An 18,397-nucleotide genomic window follows, 5' to 3' on the forward strand; every position below is an offset into this window, starting at 1 on the left:
TATGAAAAACCTACTCCTCTTATTATTTTTATTTCCCGTGCTCAGTATGGGACAATCCGATTTTGATAGTAGGTATTTTACCATTGAAGCAACCACAAAAACCGAATTGCCTACGCCTGCACTTTCTGCTTTTCAGAAAAAAGTACATACCTCCATGTACAAACAGTCGTTGTTTTCAGATTTTACAAATCAGCAAGTTACCTCGCAAAATTATTGGCAATCTGTAGATATGGTTGCCACAACTGAAAACAGGCAACCCAATGCTAGGGTTTCGTTAGAACGCTTACAGTCCGGTTTTGGAAATAGCCGTATCTATGGCTATCAAACCGATGGAAAAACCCGTGTTCGTAACGAAGTATACCGAGACCAACAATACTACTCGCCTATTTACAATACCTACGGTCCCTATTACCGAAGTAATACGTATAGCCCATACAATTTCCCAACCGAAAGAAGAAGAGCTATTATTACCATTGGGAGGGATAATTAACCCTGAAAATATCCTACCCACTACAAGTGTAGCGTCCTACCCGCTACCTTCTATTTATACCTCCAACTTGTTACATCGGCTCCTTTTGGGGCACTCTCGGCGATTCGTTTCATAATTTTAGGCACGTACATGGTATTGTAGCGTAACCGTGTGATCGCATTTGGGGAGTCTGGATCTCCGTTCCAGCAGTGTTCGGCTCTATCGCCATAGGCAACTTCGCCATCATAATACGGTTCGGATGTATTTTCCAGAAAATCTTCCATTAAATACACGGCATTGTTGAGATAATAGTTATCCATATCGCCACAGTAAATATGTATTTTTCCTTTTAGATCTGGTCCCAGCTTGCTCCAATCGCGTTCCAGGATGTGGCGCAAATCGTAATTTTCTTTCCAATAGTTAGCTACTTCTTTATCAATATCGCCCGTATATTTATCCCAAATACGCTGCGGATACCCATCGTCTCCCAATGGCGAATAGGTCGCTTCCCAAATGTCCCATTGTTGGCCCGAGCGAGATTTATCGCCCAGCACCAATTCCAAATGATTGGCACGTCTTAAGGTGCTGGAAATGTTGCCCAAATAATCCCGATGTGCAGGAACTTCCAGTGTGTTGAAATCGCTCTCATAATAATACGCATTCTCATCTTCGTAAATATTAGTGAGGCAATACGCTCTAAAATCTATGGGGTCTGGACAGGCGGCAAAACAACCATTGTACTCTTTGGGATATTTCACTTGTACCGCCAAAGACTCCCAACCTCCTGTGGAGCCTCCATAGAGAAAACGAGACCAACCTTCACCTATCCCTCTAAATTGTTTTTCGATAAACGGAATTAGCTCGTAGGTGATTGCATCTCCATAGGGACCTTGCGCAGCACTGTTTACAGCATAACTATCGTCATAATACGGTGTAGGATGTTGGATTTGAATAATCAACATTCTGGGGAAATCTGGTGACGTCCAACGCTTATAAAAATCGTAGGCTTCTTGTTGTTCAATAATATTATAGCCATCTAAACTAAAACGGGCGGAATATTCAGGTTTCATATTTGGATCTGGTGGTGTAGTTCTAAATCCTCCAAAATCGGCTGGGAAATGCCCTTGAAAAACCATAAGCGGATACTTTGCCTCAGGGTGTTTGTCAAAACCTTTTGGTAATAGAATATGAGCGCCTACATACATATCTCTTCCGTAGAATTCGGAGAGTTTTTCCGACTTCATTTTAATGTGTTTTATCCATTCGGTGTCTGCAGCTTCTTCAATAGGTGGAATAATTTTGTCCAGGGTGATGACTTCGGAAATTTCCGAAGTAGTATTTAGGGTAACTTTTACAGGAAGATTGTAAAGATTCCCTGGCGATTTGTTCCATTGTTGGCCTTCGCCATTATCCATAGGAAGTTTTACGGTATGTCCGGTGGAAAGGTTAAACGTTTCATACACGTGTAACAAGGCCTGGACGTTGTAATCTCCTTTGGGAATATCTGTGAGGCTCTCGAAAGGAAAACCAAAATCTTCTTCCGTAAATGTTACCTTGTCACCAGGTTGTAATCCTTCTACATTTTTCCCAAAAATTAACTGTGTTTTTAAACCGTCTTCTATTTGAAATCTTGGTTCGGCTTCTTCGTTATTGGAGAGCATTAGAAGTAGTCTGCCATCTACATTTTCCACATCCAAATCTTCAGATAGTTGAACAGTAATGGTTACTGCTGAAGTTTCAGTATGCTTTTCAACACAGGAAAAGAAGGCTAGGGCACAAAGAAATACCAGAATAGTATTTTTCATAATTTAGGAGGGTTGGTTTATTTAAAAGTACAAAAATTAAAGTACTTTTAAATTTCAGAATTTAGCATACCTATATGTCCAAAAAAAATCCCGAACCTACTCACAGCAACAAAAATAATCTGCAGGTGCTCCACGAGGACAATCATTTGCTGGTGGTGAACAAACGTGCGGGCGATCTAGTACAAGGCGATTCTACAGGTGATAAGCCGCTTTCTGAAATATTAAAAAGTTATATAGCCGAAAAATACAACAAACCTGGCGCAGTGTATTTGGGTGTGGTCCATAGATTGGACAGACCAACAAGCGGGGTGGTAGCTTTTGCGCGAACTTCCAAAGCTTTAACGCGACTCAACAAACTTTTTGCAGAACGGAAAACCAAAAAAACCTATTGGGCAGTTGTAAAAAATTGTCCGCCACAAACTTCAGAAAAATTAGTTCATTTCTTAAAACGAAATCCAAAACAAAACAAATCCTACGCGCATACAAACGAAGTACCTGATAGCAAACGTGCGGTATTATCGTACACGATAATCAAAAAATTAGACAATTATTATGTGTTGGAAATTGAATTGGAAACAGGACGTCACCACCAAATACGGTCGCAGTTAGCCGCAATTGGTTGTCCCATAAAGGGCGATTTAAAATACGGTTTTGATCGCAGTAATAAAGACGGAAGCATTCATTTGCACGCGAGACAACTTACGTTTATGCATCCCGTTGTAAAAGAAGAAATAACGATTATTGCACCCCTCCCGAAAGATCCTATTTGGGATGCTTGCTTGTAATGTTTTAGATTGAGGTATCCTTTGTAATTAGATGTCGACCAAACCATTTTTAATTGCAAAAAGCACCAGTCCTACTCTATTTTTGAGATGGTAGCGCTTAAAAACGTCCTGTCTATAGCCATCTATGGTTTTGGGGCTTAAGTTCATTATGGAAGCGATTTCTTTATACGTTCGCTCTGTTGCGGCTAGTTTTACAAATTCAAGTTCGGTATTTTTTAAGCCGAGTCCAGATGCGTTAGTATCTTTATTAAAAGCTTGTACTAAGGTATTTGCTACCAAATCTGAATGGTAAAAGCCGTTGCTCATTATTTCGTCAATAGCCAATTTAAGCATCTCTGGTTGGGTATCCTTCAATAAATATCCTTTGGCACCTTTATGAATCATTTTAATAATAGAGGCCTCGTCATCTTCCATAGACAGCACCAGAATTTTTATATAAGGATGGGTTTCTTTAATCCATTGTGCCGTTTCAAAACCATCCATTACAGGCATATTAATGTCTAATAATACAATATCTGGTTTCTCTACATGATTGATTAAGTTATGCTGAAAGTTTTTTCCGTTTTTTGAAATATGCAACACCCGACAGTTTCCAAAGGAAATGATAAGTTGTTCTAAAGATGACGCCAATAAGATATGGTCGTCTACAATGGCTATTTTATACGCTTGTTGCTGCATTAATTTTATAAGGATATGTTACCTCTAAGGTTGTTCCTACTCCGGGTTGTGATGTTAGGGTATAGGTTGCGCCTATAAGAACTGCCCTACTCTTCATAGTTTCCATGCCAGAATTAGAGGGGGTTGTTTGGGTGCAAAACCCAACGCCGTTATCTTGTAATTTTATGTACAAATCTTCTGCATTATACTGTAATACAACTTCCAACGTTTCTGCTTTGGCATGTTTTATAACATTGGAAAAAAATTCCTGGACCATTCTAAAGATAATAATTTCGTTGGAACCATCAAGTTCTTTTAGGGTGCCTTGCAGTTTAAATACGCCTTTCAAAAAGTTGAGACGGTTAAAACGTTCCAACTCAATCTGTATGGAAGCGGCCAGGCCATTCTTTAAAATAATGTCGTTATTGAGTGTTTTAGAAATGGATCGTATTTCCTGAATGGCTTGTGCAATTACTTGTTTTGTCTCTACAAAACGGTCTTTCCCTTCCTTAGGCACTAAGTTCTGAAGCATATTAAGATGAATGTTTGCTACCGACAATAACTGTCCAACATTATCGTGCAACTCCCAGCTAATATTTTTCAAGGTATGTTCCTTTATTTCAATCTGAGACTGGGCTAGCTCTCTTTCAAAGCGCTGTTTTTCTTCTAGTTGCTTTAGTAGTAAAATATTCTTTCTTTTCAGAAAAAAGAGTACAAACAACACCGTAAAAGCACATACAAAAAGTAATATTACCAGTACGTAGATAATGAGCGTTATTTCTTCTTTTTGGAGCATAGTATAAACGCAAAGGTATAAGTTAAGTAAAGCAAGATATTTAAAATGAATAATGTATTCACCCTTAACGAAACAAATAATTGATTCCCCGTTGATGTTTTAAAATAGTTGATCAAATAATCCAGTGGCGAAATACATAGCGTGTAGATTAATAGCACTACCGAAATATAAAACGAAAGGTTATATCTAAGTGCTAACAACTTTTCTGAAACTAGTAGCTCTAAGTAAAAAAACAGTATGGTCATTAAGACCAACAAACTTCCAAAAATAGTTGAAACACGCGAAAGTGTATTAAAAAAATCACTGGTGCCAAAATCTATTATAACAGCTATCACCATAGCAATAGCTAACATAACAAGCAGTTTTTTTGCCTTTGTATTATGAAGCTGTACTCCGAAAAAGTAAATGTATACAAGGTTGTTAACCAGCAAGTAAATGTTACTTAACCAATAATTATTTCGGAAAGGGGTTTCTTCTACAAAGCCAAATACCATATACTCCGAAAAATAAGCAAATCCTGCATAACTACTTAGTATTTCAATACCTACTGAAAACCATAAAAAAACCACAAATAGCTTTTCATGGAGAGTAGCATTTGTTTTTTTTAAATAAAAAATTCCTGCGGTTGCAGCAAGTATCTCGAGGAACAAGACAGGAATCATATTTAATAAGAAATCGCTAAGTTCCAAACTTAGTACGTATTGGGGGGCCACCCCGTATTTCCTCTATTCAAAGGGTCAATATTGTAATTGTTAAGATCATCTACACCTACTTTTTTTGTGGGTGCCAGGAAAATGGTGGCTTTGGTAGATTTTGCATCATTGTAGGCTGCAAAATAGACACGTATGCCCGGATCCTGAACGTTTTGTTTGGTAGATTCATCTCGTACGTATTTTACAAATTCTTCCAGATCACTCAGGCTAAAGGTAAAATCGCTTGCATCCTTGGAACCACGGACTGCTTCAATATCTGTTGCACGGGTATCCATCCAGCGTTCTTGGAGCGTTTTTGCTTCGGAAACCGGAATACAGTTTTTTGGTCTTGACATAATTTTAAGATTAGTTAGTTCTTGAATTTGAAAAGTAGCAAAAAAATGCTTTTGAAAAAAATGCATGGCAAAAAAACAGGGAAAAGCCCCTTTTTTAAAATGGTGTAATTTCCCCAAAATAGAACACCCCTCATTCTAAAAAAACAAGTGCGTTTTGGAATAAATAAAAAAGGTAATTTCTACACAAATACAGGGCCTATTTTAGCATACAATATTCGTGAAAATTGAGTGTCAAAAAGTGAAATTGAAAGGCTACAAAAAGTACAACAAAGACCTGCTTTTCTCTATTTTTTTGAAGTTAAAAATTAGATGTTCTCATTGTAATTTACAGCAAATACAAGCAGGAAACGAGTGGAATAGTTGCTGGCAAGACAAAGGATAGCTAGAAAAATATAGTTTTTAAGATAGCTAAAGCAATAGTTTATATAAATATCATCTAAAAACTGAAAACAAGATACTTATAAATAATAATTATATATTTTTAGACAAGCCTAAATTGATGTAATTGCTATTATGTGCAGTTTTTTTGTGTAAAATACAGGAATATAAGTTTCCGCATGCCACTGCCCTATTCTATTTCAGCAGGACTAAAGATATAGAAAAATAGTGTATAAATCCATACGAATATTCCGTTACATTTTCAATCAGAAAACAGTCTGGTTATCGCTGTAAAAAATGTACGTTTAACACTGGAAAACATCTTAAAAATATTTGTTGTTTCAGACCCTATATGAACTTCCGTTCGAGAGGGATTTTTATCTTATTTTTCAGCAGAGAATAGGAATAAAATAAGTGAAATTATAAAACGTAACGTACTGGTTTCAGAATAAAAAAAAGTGACGTAGCCATCTGAAGTATTCTACATGCTATTTAAAAAAATTAGTTTGGAGAACCTATTAATTTAAAATCTATGGTTTCTCCTCCCCTTTTCTGTGCCAAAATAGTAATGCTTTTTTCTGTAAGTTGAAAGATACGAGCATAGCCTCCTGTAACTTGCGCATCTCGCATTAAAACAAGCAATTTTCCAGAGGGCGTTAGTTGCACGGTTCCTGGTTGTACAGGCGCGGTTAGTATTTCCTTGGCCGATAGCATACCACTGCATTCTAGCAAGTACGCCATCCTATTACTCTGTGCCGAAATTGTAAACCTTTGCTCTACAATCCCTTGTTGTTCAAAAATAGTGAGCGAAGCATATTCTGGCCCAGGAAATACCTCCAAGGTAGTCGCATCGATAGGTGATGCATTTGCGGAAAAACTTTTAAGAGCCGGAATTTCAGCAAACGTTTCTATAGGTAGCAAATCTCCCCTCTTTACTTTAATTTCTTCGGTAAGACCGGCATAAAAACTTCGACTATTTAAAACTTTTAAAGTTTGCAACCCTCCTGATACAGCCAGATAACAGCGCATTCCTTTTTTTGCTTTCCCAAACGTTAGCACATCGTTTTTATGAATTAAAATGGGTTGGTTGAGGTCTATTTCGATAGTGTTTAACCAAACTTCAAAAGGGGCTCCCGCGATAGCAATCCTGGTTTCTTGATGAAATTTGAGCGTAGGGCCCAGCAGTGTGATTTCTAATACCGCACGATCATTTTTGTTCCCCAATAGTGAATTCGCCATGAAAGCTGAAACCGCATCCATAGCACCACTCACAGGAACACCCATTTTTCGATAGCCGAACCTTCCTAGATCTTGTACCGTAGTAAACAAACCCGCTTTTACAACTTCTATCATAGTGCCTGGGTTTTTAGTTGATACACGCCGGAAGCAATTTCCAAAGAAATCAAATTGAATTCATCTTTTGAAATGGATTGAAATTGTAAACAGTCACCCGCTAGTAGCAACGAAGGTCGTTCCTTTTCTACTGAAAAAAATGGTAGCGACGAACGCCCAATAATATTCCATCCGCCTGGGGAATTGCTAGGGTACACACCAGTTTGTTTTCCGCCAATGCCTACGCTTCCCTTAGGAATATGCTGTCGTGGAGTTTGTTTCCGCGGCGTATATAATTTTTCTGAAAGCCCTGTTAGGTATGGAAATCCTGGTAAAAAGCCTATAAATGAAACCGTATAAAGGGATTGGGTATGCAGTTCAATTATTTCTTCAGAAGTGAGCTTGTGGTATAATGCGACTTCGGCTAAGTCAAGTCCAAAAAATGCATCGTAACAAACAGGAATGGTCACTAACCTGGAGGAAGTTGTGTGTTCATTCTTGCTTTTTTTCTGAAATACTTCCACAAATTTTTTCTCAAATGCTGAAATGGTAATGTCCTTCTTACAATACACAGCCAATTCAGTATAGGTGGGTGTGATTTCAAGTATTTCGTTGGAAAAATGATGCCTTAACAAAGCTTCAGTATGCCGAATCGCTTGTTGAATTTCTTCCGAAATAACCGAATCCCATTGTAGTAACAGGGTTTTAGGAGACGGTTTAAAGAGTTTTGGAGCTTTCATTTTTGTAACTCAAAATTAGACGTCTTCATCTGCGTATGGATATATTCTAAAAATGCAACCGCATTGGGATGATCACCGTGGATACAAAAGGTATTGGCTACTATAGAAATTTCAGTTCCAGAAATCGTCGTCACTTTTTGGTCTTCCACAAGTTGTTTTAATTGTTGCCAGGCAGCTGCTTTGTTCTGAATAATAGCATTTGGCTCACTTCGGGAAACCAGAGAACCATTGGAATTGTAACGTCTGTCAATAAACGCTTCAAACTGCAAAGGCAGCAGATTTTGAGCTTTCCTATGCAATACTGAATTGTTTGGAACATACAAAACTGGGCGTACTTTTGTTGCAATAATCGCTTCCACAACCGCATCGGCCGTGGGGGCGTCTTTGGCGGCGTAGTTATACAGTGCGCCGTGTAATTTAATATGATGCAAGGAGGCTTCTTCAGTTTCCGCCACAGCGAAAAAGGCTAACAACTGCTTGTGAATACTTTCAGTCAACTCGCTTTTGGTCATCGTGAGTAATTTCCTCCCGAAATTATCTCTATCTGGAAACGAAGGGTGTGCTCCAATCTTTACGTTGTATTTTTTAGCAAGCTGTATGGTCTTCCGCATAGAAACTTCATTTCCTACGTGCCCGCCACAAGCAATGTTGCAGGAAGAAAGTAGCGGGATAATGATCGCATCATTCCCAGCTCCTTCACCAACATCTGCATTTATGTCTATGGTTTGTTTCATTAGCTAAAAAATACTTTATATAAACTCCTTGCGCCTAAAATCACTGTTGCCAGCACAATAATAAGTCCTAAAATGGTTTGTAATGTTGTATTTCTGAAATCCCCTAAAACCGATTTTTTATTCACCACCCACAACAAAAATCCAGCTATAATGGGCAATAGCAATCCATTGGCCACCTGCGCAAATTGGATAATTTCAATAGCTGTAAACCCAATAGAAGAAAATACCACGCCTAATACCAAAATAGACATCCATACCGCCCGAAAGTTAGCCGATTTTAACTCTTTTTTCCAACCGAAGCAGTCCCTAGCTACATACGCTGCCGCCAAAGGAGCCGTGATGGCAGAAGTTATCCCCGCCGCAAATAAACCAAGACTCAGCACATATTTTGAAACCGACCCATAGAGCGGCTCCAAGCCTTTAGCGAGGTCTGCCGCATTGTTTATTTCACCTTCTTGGATGCCCGCCGCACAAATAATAATCCCCATAGAAACCAGTCCGCCTAAAATAATAGAGACATACAAATCTTTACGAGCAATTTTTAAGTGTTGTGCACCATTCCATTTTTCCTGTACCAAAGAAGCGTGTAAAAATAAATTATACGGTACCACCGTAGTTCCCACGAGGGCAATAACCGTTAAAATACTTTCTGAAGGCAGCGTGGGTGTAAAAATCCCCTTTAAAACTGAAATCCAGTTAGGATTCGTGATGATAGCGGCAACCAGAAACGAAATGCTCATAAGGATAACCAATGTGACTAAGCTACGCTCTATCACTTTATAATTCCCTATAAATAGCAAGACAAAGGCAATCACACCAATAAGCAAACTCAAATAATTCAGCCGAAAATTGCCTATGCTTATAAAGGCTTCATTAAAAATGGTTTGTAATCCCAGTACGCCTCCGCTTATGTTTCCAGCTTCGTAGGCTGCATTTCCAATGAGGATGGCGGAAACAATTAATATAATGGCAGCTATTTTTAACCAGGGCGTTTTTAGTTGTTCTTTTACATTTGCCGCCAGCCCTTTACCTGAAACCAATCCCAAGCGTGCTGCCATTTCTTGTAAAACAATGGTCGCAACAATGGAGAGCGCCATCGCCCATAGCAATTCGAACCCAAATTTCACACCTGCCAAGGTACAAACGGTAACTGTGCCAGGGCCGATGAATGCCGCGGCCACTAAGGTTCCTGGGCCGATGTTTTTTAAGGGGTTTTTCATGTTGATATGGTTTGTTTGCTTTCCCTACTTACCCTATCCCTAAAGGGCACGTGAAAGCAAACAAATTTTAATTATTTTTTTGAATCTAATTGAATAAGCGCATAAATAGCAAAACTCCCCAGCCAATGCCCACCTTCGTAGGTATCTCCTACTAGATTAGGATAAGAATAGGCTACGTGTTCATTTGCTACGTTATTCAAATGTGCAAACTCTGGATACTGATTAGCAAGTCCGTACAGCACCCATGCACGGCTAAAGTTGAGACCGTCCAGATGCACGAGTTTACCATCTGTTCTATCGCTTACTTTCCCTGGTTCTAGTCTAAAATCTTTCTTTTCCATCCTAGGCATAAAATGGGCCAGCCAATTTTTGAATTCTGTTTCGGAAAGTATTCTTCTCATAATATCGATTTCCTCTAAACAGGGCGATAAAAAATCGTAGCCGCTGGGTTCCCAATGTAAGGGGCAATCGGCATCCTTGGTGTAGAAATCTTTAGCTCTATTTTCTATCGCTGTTTTTAAAGCTGTGTGTTGTACAGTTTCAGCATAATCATAAGCGAATGTGAGTCCGAATGCCGTGTTGGTGTGCTCTCCTACTCTAATAGGATAGACTAGTTTGGGGAGGAATTCAATATATCTTTCGGCAATAAGGTTTGTTAAAGGTTGTAGGTTGGCTTCCAGTTCTTTGGCCATTGGGTCTTCCCAGGTATGCAGGGCTTCTGCTAATTTTAAAAGCCATGCCCAGCCGTAAGTACGCTCGTACGAAGTATTCAGTTTTTGCTGAAAATAAACAACTTCGTGTTCAATTTTTTCTTTGGTGATATTTTCCATTAAAATGGTACGCACCTCATTGGCCCTATCCATTTCAGGAAATTCTTTCAGCAACGCAACCATAGACCAATAGCCGTGTACGGCGCTGTGCCAATCGAAACAGCCGTAAAACGTAGGATGCAACACTCGCGGTGCTTGTAAATCGGTATCGCTTCCAATAGTTTGTCCTAGTTTGTTTGGATATTCTGTAGTGACGCAGTGTAGTGGTAGCTCTATAAGTTTATTGGCTTCGGCTATAGTGAAAACAGGGATTGGAAATTGTTGTATTGCTGAAGTTGCTTCAGCTTCCATCAGTATACCTTCTTTATTTTCTTTGGTTTCGGAACAACTTATAATTACTACAATAAGTGCCAGGAGATAATATACTTTTTTCAAGATGTTGTGTGGGATTAGTTTTTCAGATTTAAAGGTATTGAATTTGGATGAAAATAGCACTCTATAGAATTGATTGCTAACTAATAGCTTATCAAGTATATTTAAAAAATTGAGTTTCAATAAGTATTGGGATTAGCTACTTGTGTGATGTCTCCTATCGTCGACATGACTCATGAAAAAAGGGACACCAATTTGGTATCCCTTTTCTACTTGTTATTTTAACGCTATGCAGGATTACCTGCTTCTGTGATGTCTATTGTGGCAACCATCAAAATTGAAACGACTTATTGCTTTACGTCTTCCAACTTCACCTCTTTGGCATTCTTGTCTAGCAATTTCACTTCGTCAAAGCCCATTTTCTTAAACTGATTGAATTGCGTTGCTGCATCTCCAACTACCAAATATGCCATCTTAGATTCATCTAAATATTTATTGGCCAACGCTTTGTGTTGCTCCAACGTCATACTTTTTACGGTAGCTTCCTCGTTTTCAATATAGTTAGGGTTTAAGTCGTAACTACTCATTTCCTGTAACATTCCCAATAATGAGAATTGTGTTTCAAAACGGCGCGCGTTAGACTTGATCATCGCATTTTTAGTAAATTCTAAGTCTTCTTCAGCAATACCATCTTTGTATTTTGCGATTTGATCTTTAAAGATTTGTACAGATTCTCCCGTAGTGTTTGTTCTTACACTTGAAGAAGCCGTAAAGGTTCCTGGAATTTTACTTCCACTAAAGCCTGTACTAGCTCCGTAGGTATACCCTTTTTCTTCACGCAATACAAGGTTTACATTTCCACTAAAAGAGCCTCCTAGCTTGTAGTTCATCACTTCGGCCGGGTAAAAATCTTTATCGGTTCTTGGTAAGGCGATGTACCCTATGTTGATAACAGATTGCTTGGCATTAGGAATATCCACAAAATACAAACTTGCCTTATCTCGGTTTACAGCGATTGGAAATTCTGGGATGGTAACTTCTTTAGCCTCCCAACCATTCTCAAGATCTTTTAAAGCTGAAAGCGTTTTACTTTTATCAATTTTCCCAACAATATGAAAACGACTTACTGACGGCGAGAAGTTCTTGTTGTAGAATGCTTTTAAATCTTCCATCGTGATGGCGTTTACAGATTCCTCGGTACCACTGGTAGGGTAGCTAAAAATATGATCATCTCCGTACAACACTTTGTTATACACGTTTCTTGCTACTACATTAGGATTTGCCTCGTTGCGTTTTATTCCGTTTACAGTAGCCGTTTTAATACGTGCAAATTCCTCTTCGTCCCATCGTGGTTGTAGTAAAATTTCTCTCACCAGGTCCATTGTTTTTTCAAAATTTCTTGTCAGTGTATTTCCTCGAATTACAATAGATTCATTGGTAGTATACATACTGATATTAGCTCCCAACAACTCGATAGCTTCTTCCAATTCTTCTGGTGTTTTATTGGCGGTCCCTTCCATCATGATATCTGTCATCAAGTTGGCAACACCGTTCTTATTCATATCGTCCAATAAATGTCCTCCTTCCATGACAAGGCTAAAGTTTACTGTTGGAATTTCATTTTGTGTAATCCCGTATACTTCCATTCCGTTAGAAAGGTCGGCATTCCAGCTTGTTGGAATGTTCAACCCTGGAATTTCACCCGCAATTGGCTCTATACTTCTGTCAAAATTTGAAGGTGTTTTAGCAATTTCTGTTGTTGCATCTTCTACCGTTTTGGTAACGTTTTCTTTAATTTCTTCTTCTACAATTTCGGCTTTTTGAGAATTTTCAGCAATCAATTCCATTTTACCTTTAGGAACAAAGCTGGTCATTATATATGGCTTTCCTTTTATGTATTTGTTATACACAGCCATTACGTCTTCCTTCGTTACCTTTTTAATATTTTCAATATCCTTCTCAATAAATGCCGGATCTCCTGTAAAGGTATTGTAGCTGGCTAATTGAAACGACTTGCTTAAAACGCTGCTTATTCCATTATAAAAACCTGTTTCCAGACCGGCTTTAATACGTTCTACATCTTTATCTGTAGCACCTTCGGTTTCAAAAAGTTGCATTGCTTCAGTAATTCCTGCTTCCACTTCGTCCAGATCTACCCCGTCATTTGCGGTGATGATAATATGAAATTCTCCCGCCAATTCTTGTGAATTGTTATAGGCAGTCGTTCGTGAGGTTACTTTCTTGTCTTTAACCAATACTTTATAAAGTGGCGCTTTTTTTCCTTGCGATAAAATTTCAGCTAAAAAATCCAATGCATACGCATCTTCTGTATATTGATACGTTGTTGGCCAAACCATATTTAATTGGGGCGCTGTAGCAAAATTATCTTCGTGGTATAAACGCTTTGTTTCAGAAATAGTCACAGGACGTGGCTCCAATTTTGCTACGTCTTGACGCTTCTTAATTTCACCGAAATATTTTTCAATTAATTTTTTAGCATCCTCTTTTTCAAAATCTCCAGCCAATACTAAGGTAGCATTGTTGGGCCCGTAAAAACGATCGTAAAATTCACGTACATCTTCTACAGTAGCACTTTGTAAGTCTTCCAACTCACCAATTACCTGCCAGTTGTATGGGTGATCTGCTGGGTACATATTTTTGTCTAGCACCCAATTGGTATGTCCGTAAGGATTGTTGTCTACACGCTGACGCTTTTCATTTTGTACTACTTCTTGCTGATTTGCAAATGCAGAAGCTGTTACTGTATTAATGAAGAAGCCCATACGGTCACTCTCCAACCATAATATTTTTTCTAGGGCATTTGCCGGAACAATTTCGTAATATACAGTGCCATCTTTCCAGGTACCTCCGTTTAGGGTTCCACCGGCATCCTGAATTTTTTTGAAGAATTGATCCTGTGGTACGTTTTCAGACTCTTGAAACAACATATGCTCAAACAAGTGGGCAAAACCTGTACGACCTGATTTTTCACGATTAGATCCTACGCCATATTGTATGGCAACCGAAACGATAGGATCACTTTTATCCTGATGTAAGATTACATCCAGACCATTTTCAAGTTCGTATTTTTCAAACTCTATTGAAAAATTGGTGTCTTCAGTTTGTGCGGTTTCATCTGCTTTTTTATCACAGGAAATAAAGCTAAAACTCATTGCAAAAAGCAAGGCGAATGAGCCTTTGTAAAGGTAGTTAAAAGTCATTTTGTTGATTATATTTATTAGAAAACCAAAGATACAATCAACGAAAAAGGTTACTGTTAAAGAAGTGTTAAATACATTTTGAGTAGAAACCTAAAAAAATGGCCGCGTTTTAATCGTGGTTTGAATACAGGAAGGGGTTGGGTCTTCGTCTATAAATATTAGGGAGTTGAATGAAGAAGACTATAGTATAAAACAAAAAACCAGTTAGCTTTGCTTTGATAGTACCAAAGTTTTGCGAACTGGTTTAACTAGTCTAATATATTTAATTCTCTTTAAAAATAAAAGTGCTTATTAGGCAAGATCATCTTTAGCAACCATCGTTAATTGCATCGGAAGCATTTTCTCTTTGCTTTTTCCAATCGTTAACTTTTTCTTGTTTCTGCTTTACTAGATTGTTGTATCCCGTAGAACCTTTAGGGAAAGTATTACCCTGAGGATCTGTAGCAAAGCCGTTTCTGTCCCAATCCTGTAAGGTGTTTTCAAAGGACTCTATGTATACTGTAAGGTCTATAATTTCATTTGTTAACCATTGACAATCTGGTTCATTAGGTCTTGCTCCCCCTCCTCCTCCATTCCAAGGCGGATTAAATATTGGAGGAACTAATACCATGGGTGGAAATTTTCCCCATTCGTCAAACGGAAACCAATAAACCCAACCTGTTTTCATGCCTTCACCTTTTTGTTCTACTACGACTTCAATCCCTGAGTCGCCAAAATCTACGACTTCTCCAACTTGAGCGTTACTTAGTTGAATTGCACCCAGTAATAAAATCACCATCAATAAAATGTTATATTTTTTCATGTTTATTTACTTTTTATACAGTTAAACTTCTTCATTCTTTCTATTATTTCTGAGGTAGTTGTATAACTAAGATTCATATTCTTATAGATTTGTTTCTCAGCTAGAGTATGCTCTTTGCTACCAGGTTTAAACGATTTAGAACCAGATTTTGAAACCATTACCAGTGTAGCACCATTTTTTAAAGCACGTGAGTAATTACGATACATATTGGCAGCATACATAGTTTCATTGTATAAATTGGGTAAATTTTTACAATCTACATTTTTAGCATAAGGAATAGCACCAATCCCTTTTATCCAATTTGGAACACCATCTTTACCAAGAACAAGTTTTTCCCAATCTGCTATCTTTACTGATGCTTCTGGTACCATAACCATTTTATCTGTTTTACAGCCATTGCACATATATACTAGTACTTTGTCTTTTATTAGTATATTCAAGTTTGAATCCAGGTCATTAACATCTTGGGTTTCCATCATAATTTGAGGAGCTAACCTTTTCTCAACCAAATAGGCCGTACTATTTTCAAAATTTTCATTTGAATTGTGAACTAACATAACTGAGAAAATTAAAAGACAGCAACTCAATGCAAATAAGGTTAAGACCCTTACTAATTTGTTTTTTTTCATTGTTTTGTATTTAGAAGTTAAAGTTTATTATGTTAAAACTATGCTTTATAATACTCATCTACAAGCCTGATAATCAGAATGTATGATTTCATATATTCCTATAATTTGATTCATCTATATGAATTCATAGATAGGATTTTTCGACCGTAAAATTGAAGAGAATTGAAAGCCGGAAAAAAGGGAAACGCATTTAAAACTTCACCCAAACCAACCATCCCTATCTCCTTCGATACATTCCGCAAAAAAGCGGAACACTCAGGAGCCTTTTATCCAAACCATCCATCACGATCGAGAGAGCGGTATTGTATCGCTTCTGAAATATGATTCCCTGTGATATCTTCCGCAGCATCCAGATCGGCTATGGTTCTGGACACTTTTAGGATACGGTCGTAGGCTCTGGCCGAAAGATTTAAGCGTTCCATCGCTGTTTTTAACAACTGAAGCGAGGCATCTTCCAGTTTGCAGTACTTCCTAATTTGCCGCACACCCATTTGTGCGTTGTAATGTATGTTTTCAAATTCCGTAAAGCGATCGGTTTGTCTTTTTCGTGCTTTGGTTACACGTTCTCTTATAATGATACTGGATTCGCCTTTTCGGTCTTCGCTTAATTTGTCAAAAGGCACAGGCGTCACTTCTATATGAATGTCTATCCTATCCAGCAACGGACCTGAAACTTTGCCTAGATAGCGTTGCATTTCGGCTGGAGAGGAGGTCATAGGGGCGTCAGGATCATTAAAATAACCACTCGGACTTGGGTTCATACTCGCTACCAGCATAAAACTACTTGGGTAGGTAACGGTAAATCTGGCGCGGGAAATGGTAACATTCCTATCTTCCAGGGGTTGTCGCATGACTTCCAGCACACCTCGTTTAAATTCCGGGAGTTCGTCAAGAAATAGAACGCCGTTATGCGCTAAAGAAATTTCGCCGGGTTGTGGGTATTGGCCGCCTCCCACAAGCGCGACATCCGAAATTGTGTGGTGAGGACTTCTAAAAGGGCGCGCCGTCATAATACCACCACTTCTATCTTTTGTTCTTCCTGCTACACTGTGGATTTTTGTAGTTTCCAAGGCTTCCGATAAGCTTAGCGGTGGTAAAATACTTGGCAAACGTTTGGCGAGCATGGTTTTTCCACTTCCTGGCGGGCCAATCAAAATAATGTTATGACCACCAGCAGCGGCAATTTCCATACAGCGTTTAATACTTTCCTGTCCTTTTACATCGCTAAAATCGAATTCCGGATTTTGGAGGTGTTCGTAGAATTCGGCTTCCATGTCTACCTGGGTAGTTTCCAGTGGAATTTCAGCATTAAAAAAATCGATCACTTGTTTTATATTGGTAACGCCGTATACTTCAAGACCTTCTACGATGGCGGATTCTTTAGCATTTTGTTCGGGAAGAATAAAGCCCTTAAATCCTTGCTCTTTTGCATTTATAGCAATGGGCAACGCACCACGAATAGGCTGCAGGGAACCGTCCAGAGAAAGTTCGCCCATAATTATATAGTCTGAAAGTGGCTGCTGTTCTTGAATCTGCCCCGTAGAAACTAAAATGCCCATCGCCAACGTAAGATCGTAGGCAGAGCCTTCCTTTCGCATATCGGCCGGAGCCATATTAAGTGTGATTTTTTTACCTGGAATTTTGTAGCCGTTATTTTGAAGTGCCGCGGCAATTCTATAGTTGCTTTCTTTAATGGCGTTGTCTGGCAGCCCAACCAAATGGTACCCAACGCCTATATCTGTGTTCACTTCTACTATGATGATGGTTGCTTCCACACCAAACACAGCACTCCCATATACTTTTGTGAGCATTGTTGTAAAATTAAAATGAAAGGGAGTTGTAGTAGGGTGAAGATACAAAAAAGGATTGACCCGGTTTTATTTAAAATTCCAGGTATAAGACGTATGGTTCATCCCTTGGAATTTTAATAGGATATTGCTGTTATATGTAAAAGAGTTTATTCTACCTCAAAAGGAGTTACCAACCCATTCTGAAGAGCAAATATTACCAAGCCTGCAATATTTTTTACCCCTGTTTTTACTAAAATATTCTTTCGGTGTACTTCCACAGTACGTGGACTAATAAACAATTGGTCGGCAATTTCGGAGGTGATGTATTGCTTGCAAATAAGCGTTAGTATTTCGGTTTCTCGCTCGGTTAGGAAATCGGCATCATAGACAGATTTGGTATCATCGTTCGTAAGGTTTTGTTTGTTGAGGATTTCCATGACGAACTTGTCATAATAAAAACCATTATGAAATACTTGTTTTACGGTATGCAGCATATGTGAAGGCGCCGAATTCTTCACCAAGTAAGCACTCGCTCCAACGTTAATCATATTTCGGATAAAAGGTTTTGTGTTATAGGTTGTAAGGGCTATCACACCAATTTCCGGATATAATTTATGGAGCAGTTTGGTTACCTCTACCCCATTAAGCTCGGGCATTTTAATATCGGTAACGACAATGTCTGGCAGCGTATTTTGGTCTTTTAGATAGTCTAATAGTTGTTGGCCATTTTCGGCCTGGTGAACGATTTCAATTTCTGGGTCGCGTGAGAGGATAAGTGCGATTCCGGCACGAAATAATTCTTCATCATCTGCTAAGACAACTTTTATGATCAAAATAATTGGTTTTTGG

The 18,397-nt window shown here is 38.5% G+C and carries 17 protein-coding genes; 2 read left to right on the forward strand and 15 right to left on the reverse strand.

Going from position 1 to position 18,397, the window contains the following annotated elements:
* Position 1 precedes the first annotated feature (1 nt).
* Positions 2–490 (forward strand): hypothetical protein, encoded by a 489-nt coding sequence (locus ACQ2HF_RS14105; protein ID WP_432411061.1) that lies wholly within the window; start codon positions 2–4, stop codon positions 488–490.
* Positions 491–540: 50 nt separating this feature from the next.
* On the opposite strand, the gene ACQ2HF_RS14110 is transcribed toward ACQ2HF_RS14105, so the two are convergent.
* Positions 541–2,274 carry an alpha/beta hydrolase-fold protein gene (locus ACQ2HF_RS14110; RefSeq protein WP_432411062.1) on the reverse strand — a complete coding sequence of 578 codons (1,734 nt, stop codon included), beginning with the start codon at positions 2,272–2,274 and terminating at the stop codon, positions 541–543.
* A gap of 74 nt (positions 2,275–2,348) precedes the next feature.
* Here ACQ2HF_RS14110 and ACQ2HF_RS14115 point away from each other — a divergent pair, with 74 nt between their 5' ends.
* Positions 2,349–3,059, forward strand: a complete 711-nt coding sequence (locus ACQ2HF_RS14115; RefSeq protein ID WP_432411063.1) for an RluA family pseudouridine synthase — start codon at positions 2,349–2,351, stop codon at positions 3,057–3,059.
* 27 nt (positions 3,060–3,086) lie between these two features.
* Here the strand turns inward: ACQ2HF_RS14115 and ACQ2HF_RS14120 are convergent, their stop codons facing one another.
* From ACQ2HF_RS14120 to ACQ2HF_RS14185, 14 genes are all read right to left on the reverse strand, one after another.
* The gene (locus ACQ2HF_RS14120) at positions 3,087–3,737 is read right to left on the reverse strand and encodes a response regulator (RefSeq protein ID WP_432411064.1); all 651 of its coding nucleotides are present in this window, start codon (positions 3,735–3,737) and stop codon (positions 3,087–3,089) included.
* Positions 3,718–4,512: a sensor histidine kinase gene (locus ACQ2HF_RS14125; protein ID WP_432411065.1), complete on the reverse strand. Its 795-nt coding sequence runs from the start codon at positions 4,510–4,512 to the stop codon at positions 3,718–3,720. The genes ACQ2HF_RS14120 and ACQ2HF_RS14125 overlap by 20 nt, the downstream gene beginning before the upstream one ends.
* A complete protein-coding gene (locus ACQ2HF_RS14130) occupies positions 4,491–5,174 on the reverse strand; it encodes a hypothetical protein (RefSeq protein WP_432411066.1) in 684 nt (227 codons plus the stop codon). The genes ACQ2HF_RS14125 and ACQ2HF_RS14130 overlap by 22 nt, the downstream gene beginning before the upstream one ends.
* A gap of 29 nt (positions 5,175–5,203) precedes the next feature.
* Positions 5,204–5,560: a hypothetical protein gene (locus ACQ2HF_RS14135; RefSeq protein ID WP_432411067.1), complete on the reverse strand. Its 357-nt coding sequence runs from the start codon at positions 5,558–5,560 to the stop codon at positions 5,204–5,206.
* A gap of 879 nt (positions 5,561–6,439) precedes the next feature.
* The gene (locus tag ACQ2HF_RS14140; protein ID WP_432411068.1) at positions 6,440–7,291 is read right to left on the reverse strand and encodes a biotin-dependent carboxyltransferase family protein; all 852 of its coding nucleotides are present in this window, start codon (positions 7,289–7,291) and stop codon (positions 6,440–6,442) included.
* Positions 7,288–8,010, reverse strand: a complete 723-nt coding sequence (pxpB, locus tag ACQ2HF_RS14145) for a 5-oxoprolinase subunit PxpB (RefSeq protein WP_432411069.1) — start codon at positions 8,008–8,010, stop codon at positions 7,288–7,290. Before pxpB ends, ACQ2HF_RS14140 begins: the two co-directional genes overlap by 4 nt.
* Positions 8,007–8,744 carry a 5-oxoprolinase subunit PxpA gene (gene pxpA, locus ACQ2HF_RS14150; RefSeq protein ID WP_432411070.1) on the reverse strand — a complete coding sequence of 246 codons (738 nt, stop codon included), beginning with the start codon at positions 8,742–8,744 and terminating at the stop codon, positions 8,007–8,009. The genes pxpB and pxpA overlap by 4 nt, the downstream gene beginning before the upstream one ends.
* Positions 8,744–9,964: an Nramp family divalent metal transporter gene (locus ACQ2HF_RS14155; protein WP_432411071.1), complete on the reverse strand. Its 1,221-nt coding sequence runs from the start codon at positions 9,962–9,964 to the stop codon at positions 8,744–8,746. The genes pxpA and ACQ2HF_RS14155 overlap by 1 nt, the downstream gene beginning before the upstream one ends.
* A gap of 71 nt (positions 9,965–10,035) precedes the next feature.
* Positions 10,036–11,169 (reverse strand): DUF2891 domain-containing protein, encoded by a 1,134-nt coding sequence (locus tag ACQ2HF_RS14160; protein ID WP_432411072.1) that lies wholly within the window; start codon positions 11,167–11,169, stop codon positions 10,036–10,038.
* A 284-nt stretch (positions 11,170–11,453) separates the two neighbouring features.
* The gene (locus tag ACQ2HF_RS14165; RefSeq protein ID WP_432411073.1) at positions 11,454–14,327 is read right to left on the reverse strand and encodes a M16 family metallopeptidase; all 2,874 of its coding nucleotides are present in this window, start codon (positions 14,325–14,327) and stop codon (positions 11,454–11,456) included.
* Between the two features lie 307 nt (positions 14,328–14,634).
* Positions 14,635–15,129, reverse strand: coding sequence for a hypothetical protein (locus ACQ2HF_RS14170; protein ID WP_432411074.1), 495 nt, complete (start codon positions 15,127–15,129; stop codon positions 14,635–14,637).
* A gap of 2 nt (positions 15,130–15,131) precedes the next feature.
* Complete coding sequence (locus ACQ2HF_RS14175; RefSeq protein ID WP_432411075.1) at positions 15,132–15,758, reverse strand: hypothetical protein; 627 nt, start codon at positions 15,756–15,758, stop codon at positions 15,132–15,134.
* A gap of 266 nt (positions 15,759–16,024) precedes the next feature.
* Positions 16,025–17,569 carry a YifB family Mg chelatase-like AAA ATPase gene (locus ACQ2HF_RS14180; protein WP_432411076.1) on the reverse strand — a complete coding sequence of 515 codons (1,545 nt, stop codon included), beginning with the start codon at positions 17,567–17,569 and terminating at the stop codon, positions 16,025–16,027.
* A 146-nt stretch (positions 17,570–17,715) separates the two neighbouring features.
* Positions 17,716–18,381, reverse strand: coding sequence for a response regulator transcription factor (locus tag ACQ2HF_RS14185; RefSeq protein ID WP_432411077.1), 666 nt, complete (start codon positions 18,379–18,381; stop codon positions 17,716–17,718).
* Positions 18,382–18,397: the final 16 nt, after the last annotated feature.

Source organism: Rasiella sp. SM2506 (assembly GCF_050859505.1).
Lineage (GTDB): Bacteria > Bacteroidota > Bacteroidia > Flavobacteriales > Flavobacteriaceae > Marinirhabdus.